This window comes from Nocardioides sp. Iso805N (genome assembly GCF_000364605.1).
GTDB lineage: Bacteria > Actinomycetota > Actinomycetes > Propionibacteriales > Nocardioidaceae > Nocardioides.
Map to the genome: position 1 here is coordinate 107,333 of NZ_KB822582.1, position 22,113 is coordinate 129,445.

The window sequence follows — 22,113 nt, forward strand, 5'->3', positions numbered from 1 at the left end:
GCTCTGCGACGCTGAGAGAAGAGCGACCCGGTCCGCGCATCCCCCAGGGGCGAGCGGGCACCGTCGCAGGGAGACACCGAGACGGGAGAGCTGCGAGATGGCGGAGAACACGAACGGCACCGACGGGCGGGCGAACATCGGCGTGGTCGGGCTGGCGGTGATGGGGTCCAACCTGGCGCGCAACCTGGCGTCGCGGGAGGGCAACACGGTCGCCATCTACAACCGCACCTACGCCCGCACCGAGGAGCTGATGGCGGAGCACGGCGACCTCGGCTTCATCGCCTCGGAGTCGATCGACGACTTCGTCGCCTCGCTCACCAAGCCGCGCACCGCGATCATCATGGTGCAGGCCGGGAAGGGCACCGACGCGGTCATCGAGCAGCTGTCCGAGCGTTTCGAGCCGGGCGACATCATCGTGGACGGCGGCAATGCCAACTTCCACGACACCATCCGCCGCGAGCACGAGCTGCGCGAGCGCGGCCTCAACTTCGTCGGCACCGGCATCTCCGGGGGTGAGGAGGGCGCGTTGCACGGGCCCTCGATCATGCCCGGCGGCTCGGACGAGGCGTGGGAGACGCTCGGGCCGATCCTGCGCTCGATCGCCGCGGTGGCCGAGGGCGAGCCGTGCGTGACCCATGTCGGCACCGACGGCGCCGGCCACTTCGTGAAGATGGTGCACAACGGCATCGAGTACGCCGACATGCAGCTCATCGCCGAGGCCTACGACCTGCTGCGCCGGGTCGGTCGCCACGACGTCGACGCCCTCGTCGAGGTCTTCCGGTCGTGGAATGAGGGCGACCTGCAGTCCTACCTCATCGAGATCAGCGCCGAGGTGCTCTCCCAGCACGATGCCGAGACCGGGAAGCCGCTGGTCGACGTGATCCGCGACGAGGCAGGCTCGAAGGGCACGGGCGTGTGGACGGTGCAGAACGCCGTCGGCCTCGGCATCCCGGTCTCGGGGATCGGCGAGGCCGTCTTCGCCCGCGCCGTCTCCAGCAAGCCGACCCAGCGCGCTGCCGTGCAGGGCGTGGTGAAGCGTCGTCCCGAGCCGGTCCAGGCTCCGGAGGGGTTCGAGGACGACGTCCGTGCCGCCCTCTACGCCTCCAAGGTCGTCGCCTACGCGCAGGGATTCGACCTGATTGTCGCCGGGGCCAAGGAGTTCGGCTGGGAGATCGACCTGGGCGCGATCGCCAAGATCTGGCGCGCCGGCTGCATCATCCGGGCGCAGTTCCTCAACCGGATCGTGGAGGCTTACGAGAAGAACCCCGAGCTCGAGTCGCTGCTCGCGGATCCCTACTTCGCCGACGCTGTCGCCGAGGGCGAGGCCGCGTGGCGCCGGATCGTCGGCATCGCGGCGGCCTCCGGCGTACCGGCTCCGGGATTCTCCTCGGCACTGTCCTACTTCGACTCGCTCGCCTCCGAGCGCCTGCCGGCCGCGCTGATCCAGGCGCAGCGCGACTTCTTCGGCGCCCACACCTACCGCCGCATCGACAAGGAGGGCACCTTCCACACGATGTGGTCCGACGACCGCCGCGAGGTGGAGACCGAGCCGTCGACGCATTGAGGGCAGGTCGGCTGAACGATCGTTCAGCTGCGAGCGGCCCATGCCGCCGATCGAACGATCGTTCAGCTGCGAGCGAACCACCCCGCCGGACCGAACAACCGTTCAGTCCACGCTGGGGAGAGCCCAGACTCTTGAGCGGTCGTTCAGACCTCGCCAGCTCGGGGCCGACCGCGGACCCCTCCGACCCAGACGCCGGCGACGAGGGGCACGCCGGGGCGATAGGCGAGGTGCACATGACTCGGCGCGTCCAGGAGGACGAGGTCGGCGCGACGACCTGGCACCAGCGCTCCGACATCGGACCTGTCCAGGGCAGCGGCGCCGCCCGCGGTGGCGGCGTACACCGCCTCGGCCGGGCTCATCCCCATCTCCCGTACGGCGAGGGCGACGCACAGCGGCAGTGAGCTGGTGTAGCAGGACCCCGGGTTGCAGTCGCTGGCGAGCGCGACCGCGACGCCGGCGTCGAGCAGGCGGCGCGCGTCCGGGTAGGGCTGCCGGGTGGAGAACTCCACACCCGGCAGGAGGGTGGCGACGGTCCCTGCCTCCCGCAGCGCGTGCACGTCCTCGTCGGACAGGTGTGTGCAGTGGTCGACCGCGACCAGCCCCAGCTCCGCGGCCAGCTGTGCTCCCGGCCCCGGACCGAGCTGGTTGGCGTGCAGCCGACCGGGCAGCCCGACGGCAGCGCCGGCCTGAAGCACCGCACGCGCCTGGTCGGCGTCGAAGGCGCCTCGCTCGCAGAACGCGTCGATCCAGCGTGCGTACGGCGCGGCAGCCGCCAGCATCGGTCCGGTGACGAGGTCGACGTAGGCCGCGGGGTCCTCGGCGTACTCCGGCGGGACGACGTGGGCGCCGAGGAACGTCGTCTCCGAGGTGAACTGCCGCGCGACCCGTAGCGAGCGCGCCTCGTCGTGGACCGAGAGCCCGTAGCCGGACTTGATCTCGACGGTCGTGGTCCCCTGGCGCCGCATCTCCTCGACGAGCCGCCCCACGCCTGCGGCGAGCTCGTCGTCGCTGGCCGCTCGGGTCGCGGCAACGGTGGTGCGGATGCCGCCGGCGGAGTATGACTCCCCCGTCATCCGGGCCTGGAACTCGCGCGCACGGTCGCCGGCGAAGACCAGGTGGCTGTGACTGTCGACGAACCCGGGCAGCACAGCCCGGCCGGCGGCGTCGACGACCTCGTCGGCGTCGGGTGCCCGGGCGGCATCGCCGACCCAGACGATCTCTCCCTCGTCGATGACGAGGGCCGCGTCGGTGCGGAGCCCGAGCAGGTCCTCGGCCGCCGGGTCGTTGGTGACCAGCTCGCCGATGTTGGTGAGGAGGAGACTCATGCCCAGATCGCTCCGATCGTCTCGTGCAGGGTGTGCCCGACGCTGCGGTGGTCGCCCTCGAAGACGACCCGGCCGTCCACCATGACCTGGGTGATGTCGGGGGCGCCGGCCGCGAACACCACGCTGTGCTCGTCGCCGCCGGTGCCGGCGGTCCGGGCGGAGCCGGGGTCGACGGTGACCAGGTCCGCACGGCGACCGACAGCGAGCTCGCCCGCGTCGGCGAAGCCGAGGCTCCGGTGCCCGTCCGACGACGCCGCGCGCAGCAGCTCGGCGGCACTCCAGTGCCCGCGCTCCTGGGTGGCCAGCCGCTCGTCCATCTCCAGCGCGCGCATCTCCTCGAACGCGTCGATGACCGCGTGGCTGTCCGACCCGAGCGTCAGGACGGCGCCCGCGTCCTTCAGCCTGCGGCTCGGTCCGATCCCGTCGCCGAGGTCGCGCTCGGTGGTGGGGCAGAACGACGCGAAGGCGTGCGCCTCCCCCAGCAGCCGGATGTCGTCGTCGGTCAGGTGGGTCGCGTGCACGGCGCTGGTCGTGGGCCCCAGCACGCCGTGCTCGGCGAGCAGGCCCGTCGGGGTCAGCCCGTACGCCGCCAGGCAGTCCTCGTTCTCCTTGACCTGCTCGGAGAGGTGGATGTGCACGGGCGCACCAGCCTCGACGTACGGCGCGAAGGTCTTCAGCGCGCCCCCCGGCACGGCCCGCACCGAGTGGGCGGCGACACCTATCCGGACCCCGTCCCCGTCCCCGGCCGAACCATCGGCGGGGACGCGCAGCGCGTCGACCCGGTCCTGCCAGGCCTGCGGCGTGCCGTCGTCGAAGCGACGCTGCACACCCTGGGTCGCCGCACCGAACCCGCTGGAGAGGTAGAGCGTGTCGAGCAGCGTGATCCGGATGCCGACCTCGCGCGCCGCCTCCAGCAGCGCTTCGCCCATCGCGTTCGGATCCGCGTAGGGGACGCCGTCGGGCTGGTGGTGGAGGTAGTGGAACTCCCCCACGGCGGTGTAGCCGGCGGCCAGCATCTCGCCGTAGACCGCGCGGGCGAGCTCGTAGTAGGAGTCCGGCTCGAGCCGGCCTGCGACGGCGTACATCTGTTCGCGCCAGGTCCAGAACGTGCCGCGGTCGGCCTGTGTCCGGCCACGCAGGGCGCGGTGGAACGCGTGGCTGTGCGTGTTGGCGAAGCCCGGCAGGCTCAGCCCCGCCACCCGGGTCGCACCGGCAGCACCGGCAGCACCGGCAGCGGGTGCGTCCGGCGCGACCCGGGTGAAGCGGCCGTCCTCGATCTCGACCAGCACCGCGTCGCGGACCCGGCCGTCGACCCAGGCGTGCTGCAGCAGGTAGGCGTTCATCCCACGAGCCCGGTCAGCGCGTCGGCGAGCGCCTCCACCCCGGCGAGGCAGTCCGCGGTGCCGGCCGTCTCCTCCGGGGAGTGCGAGATGCCGGTCGGGTTGCGGACGAACAGCATCGAGGAGCGGATGCCCGCCTCCTGCAGGATGCCGGCGTCGTGCCCCGCCTGCGTCGGCAGCACCGGCACACGCCGCCGCTCCGAGCCGAGTGTGGCGGCCACCTCGTGACGAAGCGGTACGTCGAAGGCGACCTGCCCGCTGACCGACTCCGCGGTGACGGTGACCGTGGTGCCGTCCCGGTCGGCCCGGTCGACGGCCTGCCGCTCGATCGCCGCGACCAGGTCGGCGAGTGCCTGGTCGGACTCCGCACGCGCATCCAGCCATGCGGTGACGTGGGACGGCACCGCGTTGGTGCCGTTGGGACGGACCTCGATCCGCCCGAAGGTGGCCCGCTGCCCGGCCAGCCGCGCCTGCTTGTTGGCCGCCAGCGCGGTCATCGCGTAGGTGAGCATCGGGTCGGCGCGGTCCTCCATCCGGGTGGTGCCGGCATGGTCGGCGCGGCCCGCCACGTCGTACCGGAAACGGCCGTGCGGCCAGATGCCACTGCCGATGCCGACCGCCGCGTCCTGGTCGACCAACCCGCGACCCTGCTCGACGTGCAGCTCGACATAGGCGTCGACCCCGTCGAGCAGCGTGGAGGTGCCACCCTCGACCACGTCCCCGAGGCGGACGCCGTCGCGGTCGGTGAGCTCGCGGGCATCAGCCCACGACGCGGCCCCCACCGCGAGCCGGGAGCCGAGGCAGGCCCGGTCGAAGCGCGAGCCCTCCTCCTCCACGAAGGCAGCCACCCCGAGCGGGCGTGTCGGAGCCACGCCGCGCTCGCGCATCAGGTCGATCGCCGCGAACGACGACACCACGCCGAGCGGGCCGTCGAAGGCCCCGCCGTCGAGCACGGAGTCCAGGTGCGAGCCGGTCAGGACCGCGCCGCTGGTCGAGGTGCGAGCGCCAGCGAGCCTCGAAACCCCCTGGGGCGGCCACCAGGCCACCAGGTTCCCGAACGGATCCTCCTCGACCTCGAGCCCGCGCGCGGTCGCCGCCTCGCGGAACCACGCGCGCAGCTCGAGCTCGGCGGAGAGCCACGGCTGGCGAAAGTATCCGCCCGAGGACGTGGATCGGCCGATGGGCGCGAGATCGCGCCACATCCGCTCGAAGTCCGGCTGCGCCACGCCGATCAGCTCTCCTGGGTGGGACGGTGCATCGGACGGTCCTGCATCGGGATGGGAACGCCACGCTCCGCGGCGACCTCGGCGGCACGGTCGTAGCCCGCGTCGACGTGCCGGATGACGCCCATGCCCGGGTCGTTGGTCAGCACGCGCTCGATCTTCTGTCCAGCCAGGTCGGTGCCGTCGGCCACGCAGACCTGGCCGGCGTGGATGGAGCGGCCCATGCCGACGCCGCCGCCGTGGTGGATCGAGACCCACGTCGCGCCCGAGGCGGTGTTGACCAGCGCGTTGAGCAGCGCCCAGTCGGCGATCGCGTCGGAGCCGTCCAGCATCCCCTCGGTCTCCCGGTACGGCGAGGCCACGGAGCCGCAGTCGAGGTGGTCACGGCCGATCACGATCGGCGCCTTGAGCTCCCCGTTCCTCACCATCTCGTTGAACTTCAGGCCGGCCAGGTGGCGCTCGCCGTACCCGAGCCAGCAGATCCGGGCGGGCAGGCCCTGGTAGTGGACGCGCTCCTGCGCCATGGTGATCCACTTGCGCAGCCGGTCGTTCTCACCGAACAGCTCGAGGATCGCCTCGTCGGTCTTGCGGATGTCCTCCGGGTCGCCGGAGAGCGCTGCCCACCGGAACGGGCCCTTGCCCTCGCAGAACAGCGGTCGGATGTACGCCGGCACGAAGCCGGGGAACTCGAACGCGCGGTCGTAGCCGCCCTTGCGGGCCTCGTCGCGGATCGAGTTGCCGTAGTCGAAGACCTCGGCGCCGCCGTCCTGGAACTCCACCATCGCGCGCACGTGGACCGCCATCGAGGCCCGCGCCTGCTTCGTGAAGCCTTCGGGGTCCGCTGCGGCGCGCTGGTGCCACTCCTCGAACGGGACACCGAGGGGCAGGTAGGACAGCGGGTCGTGGGCGGAGGTCTGATCGGTGACGATGTCGATCGGAGCCTTGCGCTCCAGCAGTGCCGGGAAGATCTCCGCGGCGTTGCCGAGCAGGCCGATGGACAGCGCACGGCGCTCGTCCCGGGCCGCCACCGCCAGCTCCAGCGCGTGCTCCAGCGAGTCGGCCCGGACGTCGAGGTAGCGGTGCTCGATGCGGCGCTTGATCCGGGAGTCGTCGACGTCGACGCAGATCGCGACGCCGTCATTCATGGTGACGGCCAGCGGCTGCGCGCCACCCATGCCGCCGAGGCCGGCGGTGAGGGTGATGGTGCCGGCCAGGGTGCCCCCGAACCTCTTGTCCGCGACCGCGGCGAAGGTCTCGAAGGTGCCCTGCAGGATGCCCTGGGTGCCGATGTAGATCCAGGAGCCGGCCGTCATCTGGCCGTACATCGTCAGACCGAGCTCCTCGAGCCGGCGGAACTCCTCCCAGTTGGCCCAGTCGCCGACCAGGTTGGAGTTGGCGATGAGCACGCGCGGCGCCCACTCGTGGGTGCGCATCACACCGACCGGCTTGCCGCTCTGGACCAGCATGGTCTCGTCCGGCTCGAGGTCGCGCAGGGTGCGCACGAGCGCGTCGTACGCCTCCCAGCTGCGCGCCGCCTTGCCGGTGCCGCCATAGACGACCAGGTCCTCGGGCCGCTCGGCCACCTCCGGGTCGAGGTTGTTCATCAGCATCCGCAGCGGGGCCTCGGTCTGCCACGACTTCGCGGTCAACGTGGATCCGGTCGCGGCGTGGATGGGCAGTCGCTCGTTGGCTGAGCCTGTCGAAACGCCCGTTGAGCCTGTCGAAACGTTCATGCGAGTTCTCCGATCACATCGGCGACAGCGGCGGTCACGCGGCGGTCGACGACGAGCTGGTAAGCGATGTCGATGTCAGGGGCGAGGAAGCGGTCGGTGCCGGGGCCCTCGACGCCGGCCTCACGCAGCAGCCGCACCACCGCGCCGGTCGCGGGGCCGGGGGTCAGCGGCGCCCGCAGGTCGAGCGCGCGGGCGGCGGTCATCAGCTCGATGCCGAGCACACGGGCCAGCCCGTCCACCGAGCGGCGCAGCTTGCGGGCGGCGGACCAGCCCATCGAGACGTGGTCCTCCTGCATGGCTGAGGACGGGATCGAGTCGACGCTGGCCGGGTTGGCCAGGCGCTTGAGCTCGGAGACGACCGCTGCCTGGGTGTATTGGGCGATCATCAGGCCCGAGTCGACGCCCGGGTCGTCGGCGAGGAACGGCGGCAGGCCGTGGTTGCGGGCGGTGTCGAGGAAACGGTCCGTACGCCGTTCTGCGATCGAGGCGACGTCGGCGGCCACGATGGCGAGGAAGTCCAGCACGTAGGCCACCGGCGCGCCGTGGAAGTTCCCGTTGGACTCGACCCGGCCCTCGTCGGCGAGCACGACCGGGTTGTCGACGGCGGAGGCGAGCTCGCGACCGGCCACGGTGGCGGCGTGCGCGACGGTGTCGCGGGCAGCGCCGTGGACCTGCGGCGAGCAGCGCAGCGAGTAGGCGTCCTGGACGCGGTTGCAGTCGGGGCCGCGGTGGGAGGCCACCACGCTGGAGTCGCGCAGCAGCGCGGTCAGGTTGGCCGCCGACGACGCCTGGCCCGGATGCGGCCGGATCGCCTGGAGCTCGGGTGCGAAGACCCGGTCGGTGCCGAGCTGGCCCTCCACCGACATCGCGGCGGTGACGTCGGCGACCTTGAGCAGGTCGGTCAGGTCGTCGATCGCCAGCGCCAGCATGCCCAGCATGCCGTCGGTGCCGTTGATCAGCGCGAGACCCTCCTTCTCGGCAAGCTCCACCGGCGCCAGGCCGGCTGCGGCGAGCGCCTCGGCAGCCGGCATCCGGGTGCCCTCGGCGTCGAACACCTCGCCCTCGCCCATCAGGGTCAACGCGCAATGCGCCAGCGGCGCGAGGTCACCGGAGCAGCCCAGCGAGCCGTACTCGTGCACCACCGGGGTGATCCCGGCCGACAGCATCGCCGCCATCAGCTCGGCGGTCTCGCGGCGTACGCCGGTCCGGCCGGTGGCCAGCGTGGAGAGCCGCAGCAGCATCAGCGCTCGGACGACCTCTCGCTCGACGACGGGACCGGAGCCGGCCGCGTGCGAGCGGACCAGCGAGCGCTGCAGCTGGGCGCGCAGCTCGCCGGGGATGTGCCGGTTGGCGAGGGCACCGAAGCCGGTGGAGACGCCGTACACCGGGGTGGCCGAGGCCGCGAGCGAGTCGATCACCTTGCGAGCGGTGTCGATAGCGGTGAGCGCCTCGGCGCTCAGCTCTACTGCGGCGCCCCGGCGGGCCACCGCTACGACGTCGTCGATCGAGAGCGGTCCGACGCCGACCGTGATGTGTTCAACCATGCCTCCATTGCAACCCCCGGCGGCCTGTCGCACCACCGCGGACGAGGGAGATCTGTCTCGGATATGAGACACCAGGCGCATCGGGTGGATCCGTCGGATTACCCCAGATGGGGCAGGCGGACAACGGCCCGCGTTCCCTAGAATCGAGGTGAGTCTCCGTCGCGACCATCTCGCCCCGGATCCGGCCAACGGCGACCGGTCCCCCTCTCCCACAGCAGGGAATGTGCCCATCCTCGAGGTGGGCGGACCGTTGAGGCACCTGACCAGATCGGATCCACCGATGGCCATCTCCCGGTGGGCGCCTGCGTCGCGCCCAGAACCACAGCATCTGCACCGCGAACCCGACGACGAGCGCTCCGGTGTCCTCGCCATTCTCGCCGTCCCCCACCTGCGCGTCGGCGGCACGGCCGACGACGCCCTCCCCAACGACGCCCTCCCCGACCCCGGCCTCTCCGAGGCGATCCTCACCCGGATCCGACCGTTCCTGCGCGAGGGCGAGACGGGGGTGGCCGACGTCGACGACCACCACGTGCGGGTACATCTGTCCCGAGAGCCTCGCCGGCACGTCTCCGCTCGGCTCGAGGCGATGTGCCGAGCGCTCTCGCTCGAGCCGTTCTCCTCCCCCGACGGCTCCTCGCACTGGGTGCGGGCCGGCACGAGCTGGTCGCATCAGCGGCCGCGATCGCAGGCTGCCCGAGCGAGCCACCTGCTCAGCGTGCAGGAGACCGCGCACGCAGCATCCCGACTGGGAGACCTGGTGGCGCGACGCGTCGGCACCACCTCGCGACGCGCCCGGCGATCGCACGTGACGGGCCTGCTCCTCCAGATCCTGGCCGCCAGCCTGATCAGCCTGGTCCTGCCCTTCCTCGTGCTCGTCACCTGCTACCGGGCGGGACTGGACCTCTCGTCCTTCCTCTACTGGTTCGTGGTGGCCGCACTGGCCTTCACCGCCAGCCTGATCTGGATCGAGTCCCTGCACGCGCTCACACCCGAGCAACCACCGCCGACGACCTCGCCACCACCGCCGGCGACCGCGATCGTCGCCGCCTACCTGCCCAACGAGGCCGACACGATCCTGGACACCCTGCACACCTTCCTGGCCCACGCGTACGGCGGCGGGCTCCAAGTGATCCTGGCCTACAACACACCGCGCACCCATCCGATCGAGGACGAGCTCTCCGCACTGGCGCGCACCGATCCACGGCTCGTGCTGCTACGCGTGGAGGGCAGCACCAGCAAGGCACAGAACGTCAATGCCGCCATGCCACTGATCACCGGCGAGTTCGTCGGCATCTTCGATGCCGACCACCACCCCATGCCCGGCGCCTTCGATCGCGCCTGGCAGTGGATCGGCTCGGGCACCGACGTGGTCCAGGGCCACTGCGTCGTACGCAACGGCGCGCACTCGCTGCTGGCCCGGATGGTGGCCGTCGAGTTCGAGCAGATCTACGCCGTCAGTCACCCGGGACGGGCGTCGATGCACGGGTTCGGGCTGTTCGGCGGCTCGAACGGCTTCTGGCGCACCTCGGTCATCCGCGCCATCAGGATGCGCACCGACCGCCTGACCGAGGACATCGACTGCTCGATCCGGGCCACCCGTGAAGGCCACCGCATCGTCAGCGACCCGGGGCTCGTCTCCCTCGAGCTGGCGCCCGTCTCGATCCCGGCGCTCTGGCGCCAGCGGATGCGCTGGGCACAAGGCTGGGTGCAGGTGTCCGCGCGCTACCTCCTGCGGACCGTCACCTCGCCGACGCTGACCCTGCGGCAGCGCTGGGGCGTGCTGGTGCTGCTGGGCTGGCGCGAGCTGTATCCCTGGATCTCCCCGCTGCCGATCCCGCTGCTGGCCTTCCTCGCCTGGCGCGACGGCGTGCTGCACTGGTCGGCCCCGTTGTTCTTGATGACCACGCTCTTCACCCTCGTCGCCGGGCCGCTGCAGGTGATGTTCGCCTGGCGTCTGGCCGTCCCGAGCATCCGGCAGCATCCGTGGTGGTTCGTCGGCTACCTGGTCTTCGCCCTGCTCTTCTATACCGAGGCCAAGAACATGGCGATGCGGGTCGCGCAGCTCAAGCACCTGTGCGGCGAACGCGAGTGGACCGTCACCCCACGCGATCAGCGCGGCGACGACCGCGAGGCACTCGGGATGGCACCGGCATGAGCAGCGCGGTTCCGCTCGCACCCGCGTCGCGGCGCTGGTTCCCGCTGGAGAGCGTGCGTGGGGTGGCCGCCCTCTCGGTGGTCGCCTTCCACGCCTACCAGAACCAGATGGTCGACATCGTCGGTGGCCACGACCGACTGCCGCTGCTGACGAAGCTGCTCGCCACGACCAGCGACCTGGCCGTCGACCTGTTCTTCGTGCTGAGCGCGTTCGTGCTCTTCCTGCCCGTCGCGCGTGCCGGGCTGGCGGGCGAACCACCACGCTCGGCGATGGACATGCTGCTGCGTCGCTGTGCCCGGCTCATCCCGCTCTACTACACCGTGGTCTTCCTGGTCTGGGGCATCTCCAACACCCGGCTGCCCGGCAACTGGCACGACCTGGTCCTGCACCTGACCTTCACCCAGGTCCACAGCGAGACCTACATCTACTGGACCGACGGTCCCGCGTGGTCGCTGGCCGTCGAGTTCCACTTCTACGTCCTGATGGCGCTGGCAGCGATCTTCATCGGTCGTCGGTGCCGCCGCGTCACCACGCGCAGGGCGCGGCTGGTGGCGTTGGCGATCTTCCCGGTCGCGCTGATGGTCCTCGGCACCGCCTGGATGGCCTACCACTCCGTGGTCGTGCACACCTCCTACACGGACTGGCCGGTGTGGTTCGGCCCGATAGCCAAGGGCATGGCCTTCGGCTCGGGCATGATGCTGGCCGTGCTGACGGCGGCCGGTGTCGAGTTCCGGTCCGCCTGGGTGCGGCCGACGGCGTGCGCCGTGGCGGTCGCGCTGATCGCGTGCTCCGTCGTACGACGCTCCGACGATGTGGCGACGGAGTGGTTGCACTACCTCGACATCGCGGCGTCGCTGCTGGTGGTCGGCTCGCTCGTGCTGGCCCGGCGGACCGATCCGCGGTGGCTGCTGTGGCAGCCGCTGGTCTTCCTCGGGTCGATCAGCTACGGGGTGTATCTCCTGCACGAGCCGTTGATGCGCATCCTGCGCGCCAACGGAGCCGTCCCAGCGCGGGACGGACAGCTGATCGACGTCTGGATCACGGCGACGACTGTCGCGATGGTCTCCATGGCCGCGGCCTGGGTCAGCAGCATCATCATCGAGCGCAACGGCCTGCGCCTGCTGGCGCAGTTCGACGGTCGAGGAGGGTTCCGGGAGTACTACCCGCATCTGGTCGCGACCGGCTTCTGAGCCGAACAGCCTTCGGGTCGCGACGGCCGCCGTGGCACGCTCACCTCCATGAGCCACGTCCCGGCGGCCACGCGGGCGCTCCGCGTCCTCCGCTTCCTCGCGACCCAGGCCGATCCGGTCTCGATCGAGGCCCTGATGCGGGCGTGCGAGCTGCCGCGGAGCACGGCGTACCACCTCGTCAACACCATGATCGAGGAGGGCTTCGTGGTCCACCTCGTCGACGAGCGCCGCTACGGCCTCGGGGTCGCCGCGTTCGAGGCCGGCAGCGGCTACATCCGGCAGGCACCACTGCAGCGGATCGCCCGTCGCCCGCTCGCCCAGCTCGTCGACCGGGTCGGCCACAGCGCCCACCTCGCCGTGCTGCACGGTCGCGACGTCCTGTACGTCGTCGAGGAGCGCGCGCCCGGTCGGCCGCCGTTGGTGACCGATGTCGGGGTGCGCCTGCCGGCCCACCTGACGGCGAGCGGTCGCGCCATCATGGGCAGCCTGTCCGCCAGCCAGGTGCGCGCGCTCTACCCGGACCGGGCCGCGTTCGCGGACCGCACCGGCAACGGGCCGCAGTCCCCTACCGCGTTGCGGGCAGTCCTCACCGAGCAGCGCCACCGCGGCTATGCCGTGGAGGACGGTGAGGTGACGCTGGGGATGGCGAGCATCGCGGTGCCGGTGCTCGACCACAACGACCACCCGGTCGCGGGACTGGCGGTCACCTACCCGACCGACACCACCAGCGCACCGCAGCCCGAGGTGGTGGCCCACTTCGCCCGGCTGCTCAGTCAGCGGCTCGGCGCCCCCACGGCACGCGGCGACTGAGCGGATCCGAGCCGCAACCGAGCGGGGCGGCTCTAGGAGCCGTCGTGCCAATCGCGGACGACCGCTTCGAGCTGGCCCAGCAGGAAGGCATAGCCCCCGTCGGTGATCAGGCGGGACTCGTCGTACCAGTAACCCTCGGTCAGCCGGATCTCATCGAACGGCGGTTGGATCGCGACCAGCGAGTTGGAGCCGCCCCGATATGCCTGCGTCAGTCGCTCGGGCACGAAGGCCACCATCTCGGTTCCCTGTACGGCGAACAGGAGCGGCAGGAAGCCGTAGACCCGGAGGGTGATCTGTCGCTCGATCCCGAGCTCGTTGAACGCCTGGTCGACAGGGGTCACCGCCTGGTGGGCGAAGTAGGTGACCGCGTGCGGCAGCGCGGCCAGATCCGCGACCGTCAGGCGCCCGTCGCGGATGCGAGGGTTGGCCCGATCCGCAACGATCACCATCCGGTCGCGCCACAGCGGCTTGGTGCTGCCCGGGAACCTGCGCGCCATCGGCGCGATCACCACGTCGTGGTCGACGAGCAGACGCTCGTCGGGCACCGATCCGACCCGATTGATCTCGAGCCTCACTCCGGGCGCCTGCGCCTGGAGGCGTACCGCGAGCGGGCCGTGCATGACGGCGATCGCGTAGTCGCTCATCACGAGCCGGAAGGTGCGCTCGCTGGTCCCTGGATCGAAGGGGTCGTCGAGGCGCAGCGCCGATCCCATCAGTCGTACCGTCTCCTGGACGTGCGGCAGCAGGTCCTTGGCCAGCGGGGTCAGCTCGAACTCGCGTCCGCTCTTGACCAGGAGCTCGTCGCCGAAGGTGCGGCGCAGCCGGGCCAACGAGCCGCTCATCGTCGGCTGGGTCACCCCGAGACGCTCGCCGGCCCGGGTGACGTTCGCCTCCTCCAGCAGCGCCTGCAGCGGCACGAGCAGATTGAGGTCGAAGCCACCCAGCGCCATGCCGCACCTCCACACCGGATCAGGCGACCTGGCCGGACCGCGGCTCCCATGATCGCGCGAACACATCTCTCGGCCAGGGAGTCGGAGCCTAGAGTATGGCGGTGCGGAGACGACTGAAGGACGTTGACGCCAACCTCATCCTGCCGCTGCACGCCCTGCTCGAGGAGCGCAATCTCGCCCGAGCCAGTGCCCGCATCCCGATGACGAAGACCGCCATGAGCGGCGCTCTGCAGCGGCTGCGCCATCACTTCGGCGACGACCTGCTGGTCGCGGGTGAGAACGGGCTCGACCTGACGCCCCTCGGGATCGAGCTGCGCAAGGTCGTCGCCGAGGCTGCACGGTCGGCGGAGGCGCTGCTGGCGGAGGGCAAGGAGTTCGACGGAGCCACCAGCACGCGCGAGCTGTCGATCAGCATGTCCGAGTACGCGATGAGCGTGCTTGCCGAGCCGATCTCCCGCACGCTCGCCGAGCAGGCTCCCCACTGCAGCTTCGTGCTCGAGCCCTTCGACGTCGAAGCCGACCGGATGGAGGCTCAGCTGCTGCGGCAGGAGCTGACGATCGCACCGCTCGCGTTCGACTGGCCCGGCGGTGTCCAGCCGGTCTTCACCGACCGGCTGGTCTGCGTCGTGTCGGCCGACCACCCCGCCCTCCGCCCCGAAGGGCTGACCCTCGCGGACCTGGGTCGGCTCTCGCATGCCGTCGCCGAGCTGAAGCCGTCCGCACGGCCGCGGCCCCTCGAGGTGGCCCTGGCAGCGAGTGGTCTCGCCGACCGGCGTGTCCAGGTCCGGGTGACCAGCATGCTGACCCTCCCCTTCGCCGTGGCGGGCACCCAGCTGTGCGCCTTCATCCCCTCGCGGCTGGCGGCCCGCTGCGCGGACGAGCTCGGCCTCACCGTGGCCCGCACACCGCTCGACGACATCGACATCACCGAGGCGGCGCACTGGCACCGCCGGCGCGAGCGCGACCCGGCGGTGGTCTGGTTGCGTCGCATCCTGCACGGCGTCGCGATCGAGGTCGAGGACCGCGCCGTCGCTGCCGACCCTGCGGCGCCGTAGCACCGCATCCGCCTCTGACGTCCGCCTCCGACCTGGATCTCCGATCGGAGGTATCGGTGCCGCGGGATTCCCGCGCCTGCGCCGAAACGTGACACTCGCCACACGACCGGTTGCAACGCAACCATCGCGGCGAGCGGAGGTATCGCGGCGATCCCACGGGTCGGATCTCACACGAGGAGTTTCGTATGTCGTTGGAACGAAGGCGCGCACCGGGCGCACTGCCAACAAGACTGCTGTGCACCCTGGCGGCGGCGTCGTCCGCCGCGTTCCTGGTGGTCGGCGGGCCAGCCTCGGGCCCCGCGTCGGCCACCGCACCGTCCGCCCACACCTCGTCGGTCACCAGCACCACCGCGTGCCCGACGTCGCCGACCGACGTGAACACCGTGCCGCCCAATGCGTTCGGTCCGAACGTCACGATCTTCACTCCGAACATGTCGGTCACCACGATCAACACGGCCCTGAAGGCCGCCACGACCCCCGCCAGGGCACCGCGGCAGTTCTTCTTCATGCCCGGCACCTATGGCGACCCGACCGCCACGCCGGCCACGGCCACCACCGACAACACGATCCAGGCCGAGGTGGCCAGCGGCACGGTGGTCGCGGGGCTCGGCGCCAGTCCGTGCGACGTGGTGATCAACGGCGCGCTGGACATCCCGAGGGACGGCCTCGCTATCCGGCCAACGCAGATGGAGAACCTGACCGTCAACCCGATCGAGGCCGGCAGCCCCGCCCACACACTGACGTGGTTCACCTCGCAGAACGCCACGCTGCGCCGGGTGAACATCCTCGGCAACCTCGACGCCGACCTCGCCACCGCGATCACCGGGCCGTGCACCACCCCGTGCACGACTCCGCAGACGCTGAACAACTACGGCGGCGACGCCAACGGCTTCGTGGTCGCGAACTCGAACATCACCGGCAAGCTCGTTGACACCAACGGGCTCAACACCCAGGGCAAGGCCGGCGAGGAGGGCAACTCCGACCTCTACATCCAGGACAGCCGGATCGGCGGGTTCACCGGCTTCGGCTCCGGCATCGTCTTCGCCGGCGTCATCGGTGCCCCGGCCGACGACTTCGGTCCAGGTACGTCGACCACCGCTCCGGGCGACGTCACGAACCTCGCGACCGTCCCCGTGGTGCGTGAGTCGCCGTTCGTCTACGCCGACGCGGGCACGTTCAAGGTCTTCAACCCCTCGGCGCGCTTCAACGTCCAGGGGTACGACTGGAGCACCACGAGCAACGGCACGTCCCTCCCGCTGAGCGACGTCTACCTCGCCTCTGCCGCCACGGACACGGCGGCGACGATCAACGCGGCACTGGCCGGCGGCCAGAACGTCGTACTCAACCCAGGTGCCTACGCGATCGAGTCGCCGATCAGGGTCACCAAGCCCGACCAGATGATCTTCGGGCTGGGCGAGGCGACCCTGACGACGACCAACCCGACGGCGTCAATCGTGGTGAACGACGCCGCGACCGGCACGGTCCTGGCCGGGTTCAACGCCAACGGCGCAGCCTTCGACGCGAACGCCGCCGGACCGTTCCCGGCCAACCAGATCGTGATCGGCAACACGCCGGGCGCGACGGGCTCGAAGACCGACCCGACCACGCTGAGCGACATCAGCTCGGTCAGCGGCGCCAACACCGACGAGCTGGTCAACCAGAACTACGTGATCCTCAACCAGGCCGAGATCCAGACCAACAACAACAGCGGTGACGGCTACACCACGACCAACTGGGTCGCGCAGAACAACGGCGAGCACGGTGCGATCGTCAACGGTGACCACGTCACCTTCCAGGGCATCTGGCTCGAGCACTTCAAGAAGGAGGAGGTCATCTGGCACGGCAACGACGGCCAGGTGATGTTCCTGCAGAACGAGTGGCCGCTGACGGTGCCCTATGACATCCCCGACGAGCTGGGCCAGCAGCCGCACGTGTGGAAGCAGAGCGCGACGTTCAACGGCTACCCGGTGCTGACCATCGACAACGACGTCACCACCTTCGCCCTGAAGGGCTTCCAGTCCTGGGGACGTCTCGGCAACGGCTGCTACTGCACGATCACCAGCCTGATCACGACGCCGGTCAAGCCCGGAATCACCTTCCACGGCCTGTACGCCGGGCAGATCCTGGGCTCCTCGGCGACGTACACGCCCACCGGGAGCAGCACGGCGGTCTCCACGACCCCGTCCGGTGCGACCGTCGGCGGCACGCTGAACATGATCAACCATGACGGCGTCTCCGCCTACGTTCCCTACGACGCGAGCTGGGCCGGCTCCTCGGCGTGGCCGCACGCCGACCTGTACGGCCAGGGTGCGACCGCCCGGGTCCGCGACTTCCCGGCACCCTCGACCACAGGCCCGACCACAGGCCCGACCAAGGCACCCAGCACGGCACCGGGCAAGGTCACCTCGTTGAAGGTGACCGGCAAGAAGTCGGCCACGAAGCGGGTCGCGGTGTGGGGCGCTCCCGCCAGCACCGGAGGCGCGACGATCAAGGGCTACGAGCTGATCGTCAAGCAGAGCGGCCGGACCGTCATCAGCAGGACGCTCGGCGCCGGGACGCGGCGATTCGCGATCAAGGCGCGGAAGCTGACGCACGGCCACACCGCGAAGGTGGAGGTCCGCGCGCTCAACTCCGTGGGTGCGGGTGCGTGGACGCAGGTGAGCGTGCGCATCAACCGCTGAGCACCGCCTGTCGACGGCGGCTCCCCGGCTCTCGAGCCGGGGAGCCGCCGTCTGGCGCCGGGCCGGGCGTGCGTTCGTTTGCCGGTGTGCCGCCTCGGGTACGGCACCGTGCCGGTGAGGGGCCGGAGGACGAGCCGATCGGAGGAAGCGATGGACTCGAAGCGGTTCGGGGTCGGGCTCGGCGCGGTCACGGGGAGCCGCTGGGACGACCTGGCCGCGCGGAGCGCAGATGTGGGTCGGGACCCGGTCGCGGCGCTGCGACTGGCCGCCGACGGCGGCACTGACGTGCCCCTGCCCGGCGGCGGCGCGACGGCTGAGCGGTGGGCGGCGCTGGCGACGCTCTCCGCCGCCGACCTGTCGCTCGCGCGAGCGTGGGAGCCCCACCTCGATGCGTTGGCGATCCTCGCCGAGGCCGACCAGCGCGAGTTCGCGCAGCCTGGTTCGACGTGGGGCGTCTTCGCCGCCGAGGGACCACGCGTGCGGGTGACGGCCGAGGAGCGGGACGGCCGATGGCGCCTGCACGGGACCAAGCCGTGGTGCTCGCTGGCCGGGGACCTGAGCCATGCGCTCATCACGGCCTGGGTCGACGCGGAGCAACGGGGCCTGTTCGCGATCGACCTCCGCGACGAAGGAGTGCAGGGTGGCGTCGAGGAGTGGGTGCCGCACGGGTTGCGGAACATCCGCAGTACGTCGGTGACACTCGACGGCGTACCTGCTCGGCCTGTCGGCGAGCCGGGTTGGTACCTGCGCCGCGATGGCTTCGCCTGGGGCGGCATCGGCGTGGCGGCGGTCTGGTTCGGCGGCGCCGTCGGTGTGATCCGGCGCATGCAGCAGCAGGCCGCGGCACGGCCCCTGGATCAGATCGGCGAGCTCCACCTGGGCCGCGCCGACGTGGCGCTCAGCTGCGCCCGCGCGCTCCTGGCCGAGTCCGCCGACCGGATCGACGCGGGTCGCGCCGACGGCGAGGCGGGTGCGGTGCTGGCGCTCCAGGTCAGGCACGCCGTCCACGAGACTGCCGAGGCGGTGCTGCGCGAGGCCGATCACGCGATGGGCCCGGCACCGCTCGCCCAGGAGGCGGCATACGCCGACCGGGTCGCCGATCTCCGCCTCTACCTGCGCCAGCACCATGCCGAGCGGGACGTGGCGGCCCTCGGACGTTCGGTCGCGGCGCGCAGGCCGTGGTGACGCGTCGATGAGCGGCGTGCGGTTCACCCACGACGGACCGGGGACCAGTGCCGAGCGATGGCGCGCCCGCTCCGAGTTCGGCGACATCGGGACGATCGACCTGGCGCCGTACCGACGGGTCGTGGTCGTCGCCGCCCACCCCGACGATGAGTCGCTCGGTGCCGGCGGTCTGATCGCCGAGGCCACCGAGCGCGGCCTGGCGGTGACCCTGGTACTGGCGACCGCCGGCGAGGCCAGCCATCCGCACTCGCCCACGCACTCCCCCGACGATCTCGCCGCGCGCCGACGGGCCGAGGCGGACGAGGCGCTCGCCGCCCTTGCACCTGACGCCGAGCTGGTGTTCCTGGGTGCCGCGGATGGGGCGGTGGACGCTGCCGAGGAGGACCTCGCCACGGCACTCGTGGAACGGATCGGCGAGCGCGGGCCGGGCACGCTGCTGGTCGCGCCGTGGCGTCACGACGGACACCCCGACCACGAGGCGGCGGGTCGCGCGGCAGCCACCGCCGCGCTGCGCACCGACGCCGATCTCCTGGAGTTCCCCGTCTGGTGGTGGCACTGGTCGGATCCGGAGCAGGCGCCCTGGGCGGAGCTGCGCCGCCTGCGGTTGAGCGCGTCCGCGCGGGAGCGTCGCGACCGCGCCATCGCCGCGCACCGCAGCCAGGTCCTGCCGCTCTCCGAACAGCCCGGGGACGAGGCGCTGCTCACCGCCGAGATGCTCGCGCACTTCGAGGGGCCGGAGGAGTTCTTCGTGGTCGCCGGTCCCGCTGACACCCGCCTCGAGCGGCTGCACGAGGAGGTCGCCGACCCCTGGGGCGTCGACACCCGCTGGTACGAGGAGCGCAAGCGGGAGCTGATCCTCGCCGCCCTCCCTCGGCCCCGCTTCGAGCGCATCCTCGACGTCGGCTGCTCGACCGGCGCCCTGACGGCGCGGCTGGTGGAACGGCTGGTGCCGTCGGGCGAGCTGGTCGCCCTCGATGCCAGCCCCACCGCTGTCGACGCGGCCCGGCGTCGGCTGCACGAGCCGATCGCCGCGGGCCGTCTCCGCGTCGACGTCGCCGACGTACCAGGCCAGTGGCCGCACCCGCACGACGCCGGCTTCGACCTGGCCGTGGTCGCGGAGGTGGCCTACTTCCTCAGCCCCCGACGGCTGGAAGGCCTGGCCCAGCGGCTGGAGGACTCCGTCCGAGCCGACGGCGCCATCCTGCTCTGCCACTGGCGCCACCCCGTCGTCGGCTGGCCGCTGGACGGTCCGCGTGCACATCGGCTGCTGAGCGAGCGGCTCACGCGTCCCGTCCAGGCGCGCTATGCCGAGCGGGACGTCGAGGTGCTGGTGCTCGCGCGCGACGACGCCTGGCCGGAGCCCGACCGGTGAGGCGGATCAGTGAGCTGCACGTCGTCGTACCGGTGCACGACGAGGAGGCGCTCCTGCCACGGTGCCTGACGGCGATCGGCCAGGCCGTGGAGGAGGTACGCCGCCGGCCGCGGATGCCGCGCGTCGAGGTCACCGTCGTCCTGGATTCCTGCACGGACGGCTCCGCATCCGTCGCGACTCGGCACGGGGCGACCTGTGTGAGCGTCGACAGCCGATCGGTCGGCGGGGCGCGAGCAGCAGGAGTCGCCGACGTGGCCCGACGGACCGGTGGCACGAGTCCGGCCTCCGTCTGGCTCGCGACCACCGACGCCGACTCCTCCGTGCCGCCGTCGTGGCTCACCGCGCAGCTCGACCTGGCCCGTGACGGTGTCGAGCTGATGGTGGGCCGCGTCCGCCCGGACCGGGCCGAGCTGGGCCAGGACGTCCTGGCGCGGTGGTGGCACCACCACCGTGATCCTGTCCGGATGCCGGTCTACGGCGCCAACCTCGGCTTCACCCTCGCCGCCTACCACCGCGCCGGCGGATTCGCGAACGTGAGCGAGCACGAGGACGTGCACTTCGTGGCCGCCGCCCTCGCCGCGGGCTGCCGCTGGACCCAGACCGGGCCGTGGGTCCAGACGTCAGGGCGCACCCGCGGCCGCGTCACCGGCGGGTTCGCGGGCTACCTGCGCACCCTCGTCACGGACCCTCACGTCGACACTGCCTGAGCCGCCTGCGACCCGACGACGTGCCACCGCGCCGCGGCGCACCGCATTGCTCGTCCAACAGCCCTCCACTGGACGCTTTCGCGGCCGATGAACGGGACGAACCCCGGACATCTTGGAGGACCCCATGGCCACGTTGGCCTTCGAGCGTGAGACCGAGCGCCCGACCGCGCACCTGACCGAGCATCTGACCGGGCAACGCCCCCAGGGCTCAGCGGACGGCCCCGGCGACGACCGGCGTGGTGGCGGGTTGCTCACCAAGGTCACGATCAAGCAGAAGCTGTGGGCGATGGCGGCGATCGCGATCGCGGTCTTCCTCGTCATGACCGCGATCGGACTGCTGCGCGTCGGTCCCTCGATCGGTGCTGTCAAGGACAACGCGGCCACCACCACCGCGATCACCGAGATGAGCGCGGCGTACACGAACTGGGTCTCCAGCGACGACGACGTGCAGTCGGCATTGAGCGGTACGCCGATCGAGTCCGAGGCACCCGGCACGGTCGCGGAGATGATCGACGACCTGGCCAACGACTATGCGGACGCCACCAAGCACCTCGACGCCGCGATCGCCGCCGCCCAGACCACCCAGGGCGCGCAGACGACCGCTGCTGTGAAGGGGCTGGAGTCGCTGAAGAAGCTCGTCGCCGCCTACCACGACGACATCGAGGTCAAGGCGATCACCGAGCTGCAGGCCGGCCACACCAAGGCGGCGGCCCGGGTGGCGATGATCGGCGGCAACACGATGTACACCAAGGTCGACGACGGCTTCCAGAAGATGTCGAAGCTCGCCAAGCAGGTCACCGCCGAGCGCACCGCTGACATCGACGGCAAGCTGAGCTCGTTGCGGTTGAGTCTGGCGGTCGTGGCGATCATCGGTGCGTTGTTGTTCATCGCGGTGGCGTTCTTCATCATCGGCTCGATCACGCGGCCGTTGCAGCGGGTGGTGGAGGTGCTGCGGTCGATCGCCTCGGGTGATCGTTAGAAGCGGGTGGAGCACAGGAATGCTGATGAGATCGGGTCGATCGCGACGTCGATCGATGCGGTGGTGGAGTCGTTGAACCAGGCCGATGTGGCCTCGGCGGCCGCGGCCACCGAGCGGGAGGCGCGGGCGGCTGCGGAGCAGCGGGCCGCGGTGGAGCGGGCCGAGGCCGAGGCGCGTCAGGCCGAGGAGCGTGCGGCCGCGGAGGCCGAGCGGGTGGCCCGGGAGGCGCAGATGGAGCGCGAGCGCCGTGAACGCGACGCGCAGGTCGAGGCCGAGCAGCGTGAGGCTGCCGAGCGGGCC

General features: G+C 71.4%; 17 protein-coding genes. 11 read left to right on the forward strand and 6 right to left on the reverse strand.

Translation table 11 applies throughout. The features are described 5' to 3' along the window. Positions 1-97 precede the first annotated feature (97 nt). Entirely contained in the window at positions 98-1,564 is a 1,467-nt protein-coding gene (gene gndA / locus H036_RS0116655; protein WP_017935940.1) for an NADP-dependent phosphogluconate dehydrogenase, read from the forward strand. A gap of 143 nt (positions 1,565-1,707) precedes the next feature. Here the strand turns inward: gndA and hutI are convergent, their stop codons facing one another. The 5 genes from hutI to hutH are packed head-to-tail and all read right to left on the reverse strand — an operon-like array spanning position 1,708 to position 8,729. Next, a complete protein-coding gene (hutI, locus tag H036_RS0116660; protein WP_017935941.1) occupies positions 1,708-2,889 on the reverse strand; it encodes an imidazolonepropionase in 1,182 nt (393 codons plus the stop codon). Beyond that, positions 2,886-4,232, reverse strand: coding sequence for a formimidoylglutamate deiminase (locus tag H036_RS0116665; RefSeq protein ID WP_017935942.1), 1,347 nt, complete (start codon positions 4,230-4,232; stop codon positions 2,886-2,888). The genes hutI and H036_RS0116665 overlap by 4 nt, the downstream gene beginning before the upstream one ends. Next, a complete protein-coding gene (locus H036_RS0116670; RefSeq protein WP_017935943.1) occupies positions 4,229-5,455 on the reverse strand; it encodes an allantoate amidohydrolase in 1,227 nt (408 codons plus the stop codon). The genes H036_RS0116665 and H036_RS0116670 overlap by 4 nt, the downstream gene beginning before the upstream one ends. Before the next feature lie 5 nt (positions 5,456-5,460). Then, positions 5,461-7,185 (reverse strand): urocanate hydratase, encoded by a 1,725-nt coding sequence (hutU, locus tag H036_RS0116675; RefSeq protein ID WP_051068706.1) that lies wholly within the window; start codon positions 7,183-7,185, stop codon positions 5,461-5,463. Continuing rightward, complete coding sequence (hutH, locus tag H036_RS0116680; protein WP_017935945.1) at positions 7,182-8,729, reverse strand: histidine ammonia-lyase; 1,548 nt, start codon at positions 8,727-8,729, stop codon at positions 7,182-7,184. The genes hutU and hutH overlap by 4 nt, the downstream gene beginning before the upstream one ends. 280 nt (positions 8,730-9,009) lie before the next feature. Between hutH and H036_RS23305 the strand changes: the two genes are divergently transcribed. The 3 genes from H036_RS23305 to H036_RS23315 are packed head-to-tail and all read left to right on the forward strand — an operon-like array spanning position 9,010 to position 12,884. Then, entirely contained in the window at positions 9,010-10,884 is a 1,875-nt protein-coding gene (locus H036_RS23305; protein WP_051068707.1) for a glycosyltransferase family 2 protein, read from the forward strand. Next, positions 10,881-12,074 (forward strand): acyltransferase family protein, encoded by a 1,194-nt coding sequence (locus H036_RS23310; protein WP_017935946.1) that lies wholly within the window; start codon positions 10,881-10,883, stop codon positions 12,072-12,074. The genes H036_RS23305 and H036_RS23310 overlap by 4 nt, the downstream gene beginning before the upstream one ends. Before the next feature lie 48 nt (positions 12,075-12,122). Next, positions 12,123-12,884, forward strand: coding sequence for an IclR family transcriptional regulator (locus tag H036_RS23315; protein WP_017935947.1), 762 nt, complete (start codon positions 12,123-12,125; stop codon positions 12,882-12,884). A gap of 32 nt (positions 12,885-12,916) precedes the next feature. Here the strand turns inward: H036_RS23315 and H036_RS23320 are convergent, their stop codons facing one another. Then, a complete protein-coding gene (locus tag H036_RS23320; protein ID WP_017935948.1) occupies positions 12,917-13,834 on the reverse strand; it encodes a LysR family transcriptional regulator in 918 nt (305 codons plus the stop codon). A 95-nt stretch (positions 13,835-13,929) separates the two neighbouring features. Here H036_RS23320 and H036_RS0116705 point away from each other — a divergent pair, with 95 nt between their 5' ends. The 7 genes from H036_RS0116705 to H036_RS26195 all read left to right on the forward strand — a co-directional run. Continuing rightward, the gene (locus tag H036_RS0116705; protein ID WP_017935949.1) at positions 13,930-14,889 is read left to right on the forward strand and encodes a LysR substrate-binding domain-containing protein; all 960 of its coding nucleotides are present in this window, start codon (positions 13,930-13,932) and stop codon (positions 14,887-14,889) included. A 185-nt stretch (positions 14,890-15,074) separates the two neighbouring features. Continuing rightward, positions 15,075-17,570 carry a hypothetical protein gene (locus H036_RS0116710; RefSeq protein ID WP_157417505.1) on the forward strand — a complete coding sequence of 832 codons (2,496 nt, stop codon included), beginning with the start codon at positions 15,075-15,077 and terminating at the stop codon, positions 17,568-17,570. Between the two features lie 150 nt (positions 17,571-17,720). Then, positions 17,721-18,755 carry a hypothetical protein gene (locus H036_RS0116715; protein ID WP_017935951.1) on the forward strand — a complete coding sequence of 345 codons (1,035 nt, stop codon included), beginning with the start codon at positions 17,721-17,723 and terminating at the stop codon, positions 18,753-18,755. Between the two features lie 7 nt (positions 18,756-18,762). Then, positions 18,763-20,127 (forward strand): PIG-L family deacetylase, encoded by a 1,365-nt coding sequence (locus H036_RS0116720; protein WP_026146124.1) that lies wholly within the window; start codon positions 18,763-18,765, stop codon positions 20,125-20,127. Beyond that, positions 20,124-20,834: a glycosyltransferase gene (locus H036_RS0116725; protein WP_017935953.1), complete on the forward strand. Its 711-nt coding sequence runs from the start codon at positions 20,124-20,126 to the stop codon at positions 20,832-20,834. Before H036_RS0116720 ends, H036_RS0116725 begins: the two co-directional genes overlap by 4 nt. A gap of 124 nt (positions 20,835-20,958) precedes the next feature. Next, positions 20,959-21,813 carry a HAMP domain-containing protein gene (locus H036_RS0116730; RefSeq protein ID WP_017935954.1) on the forward strand — a complete coding sequence of 285 codons (855 nt, stop codon included), beginning with the start codon at positions 20,959-20,961 and terminating at the stop codon, positions 21,811-21,813. Between the two features lie 6 nt (positions 21,814-21,819). Next, on the forward strand, positions 21,820-22,113 hold a 294-nt coding region (locus H036_RS26195), incomplete at its 3' end, for a hypothetical protein (RefSeq protein WP_198289998.1).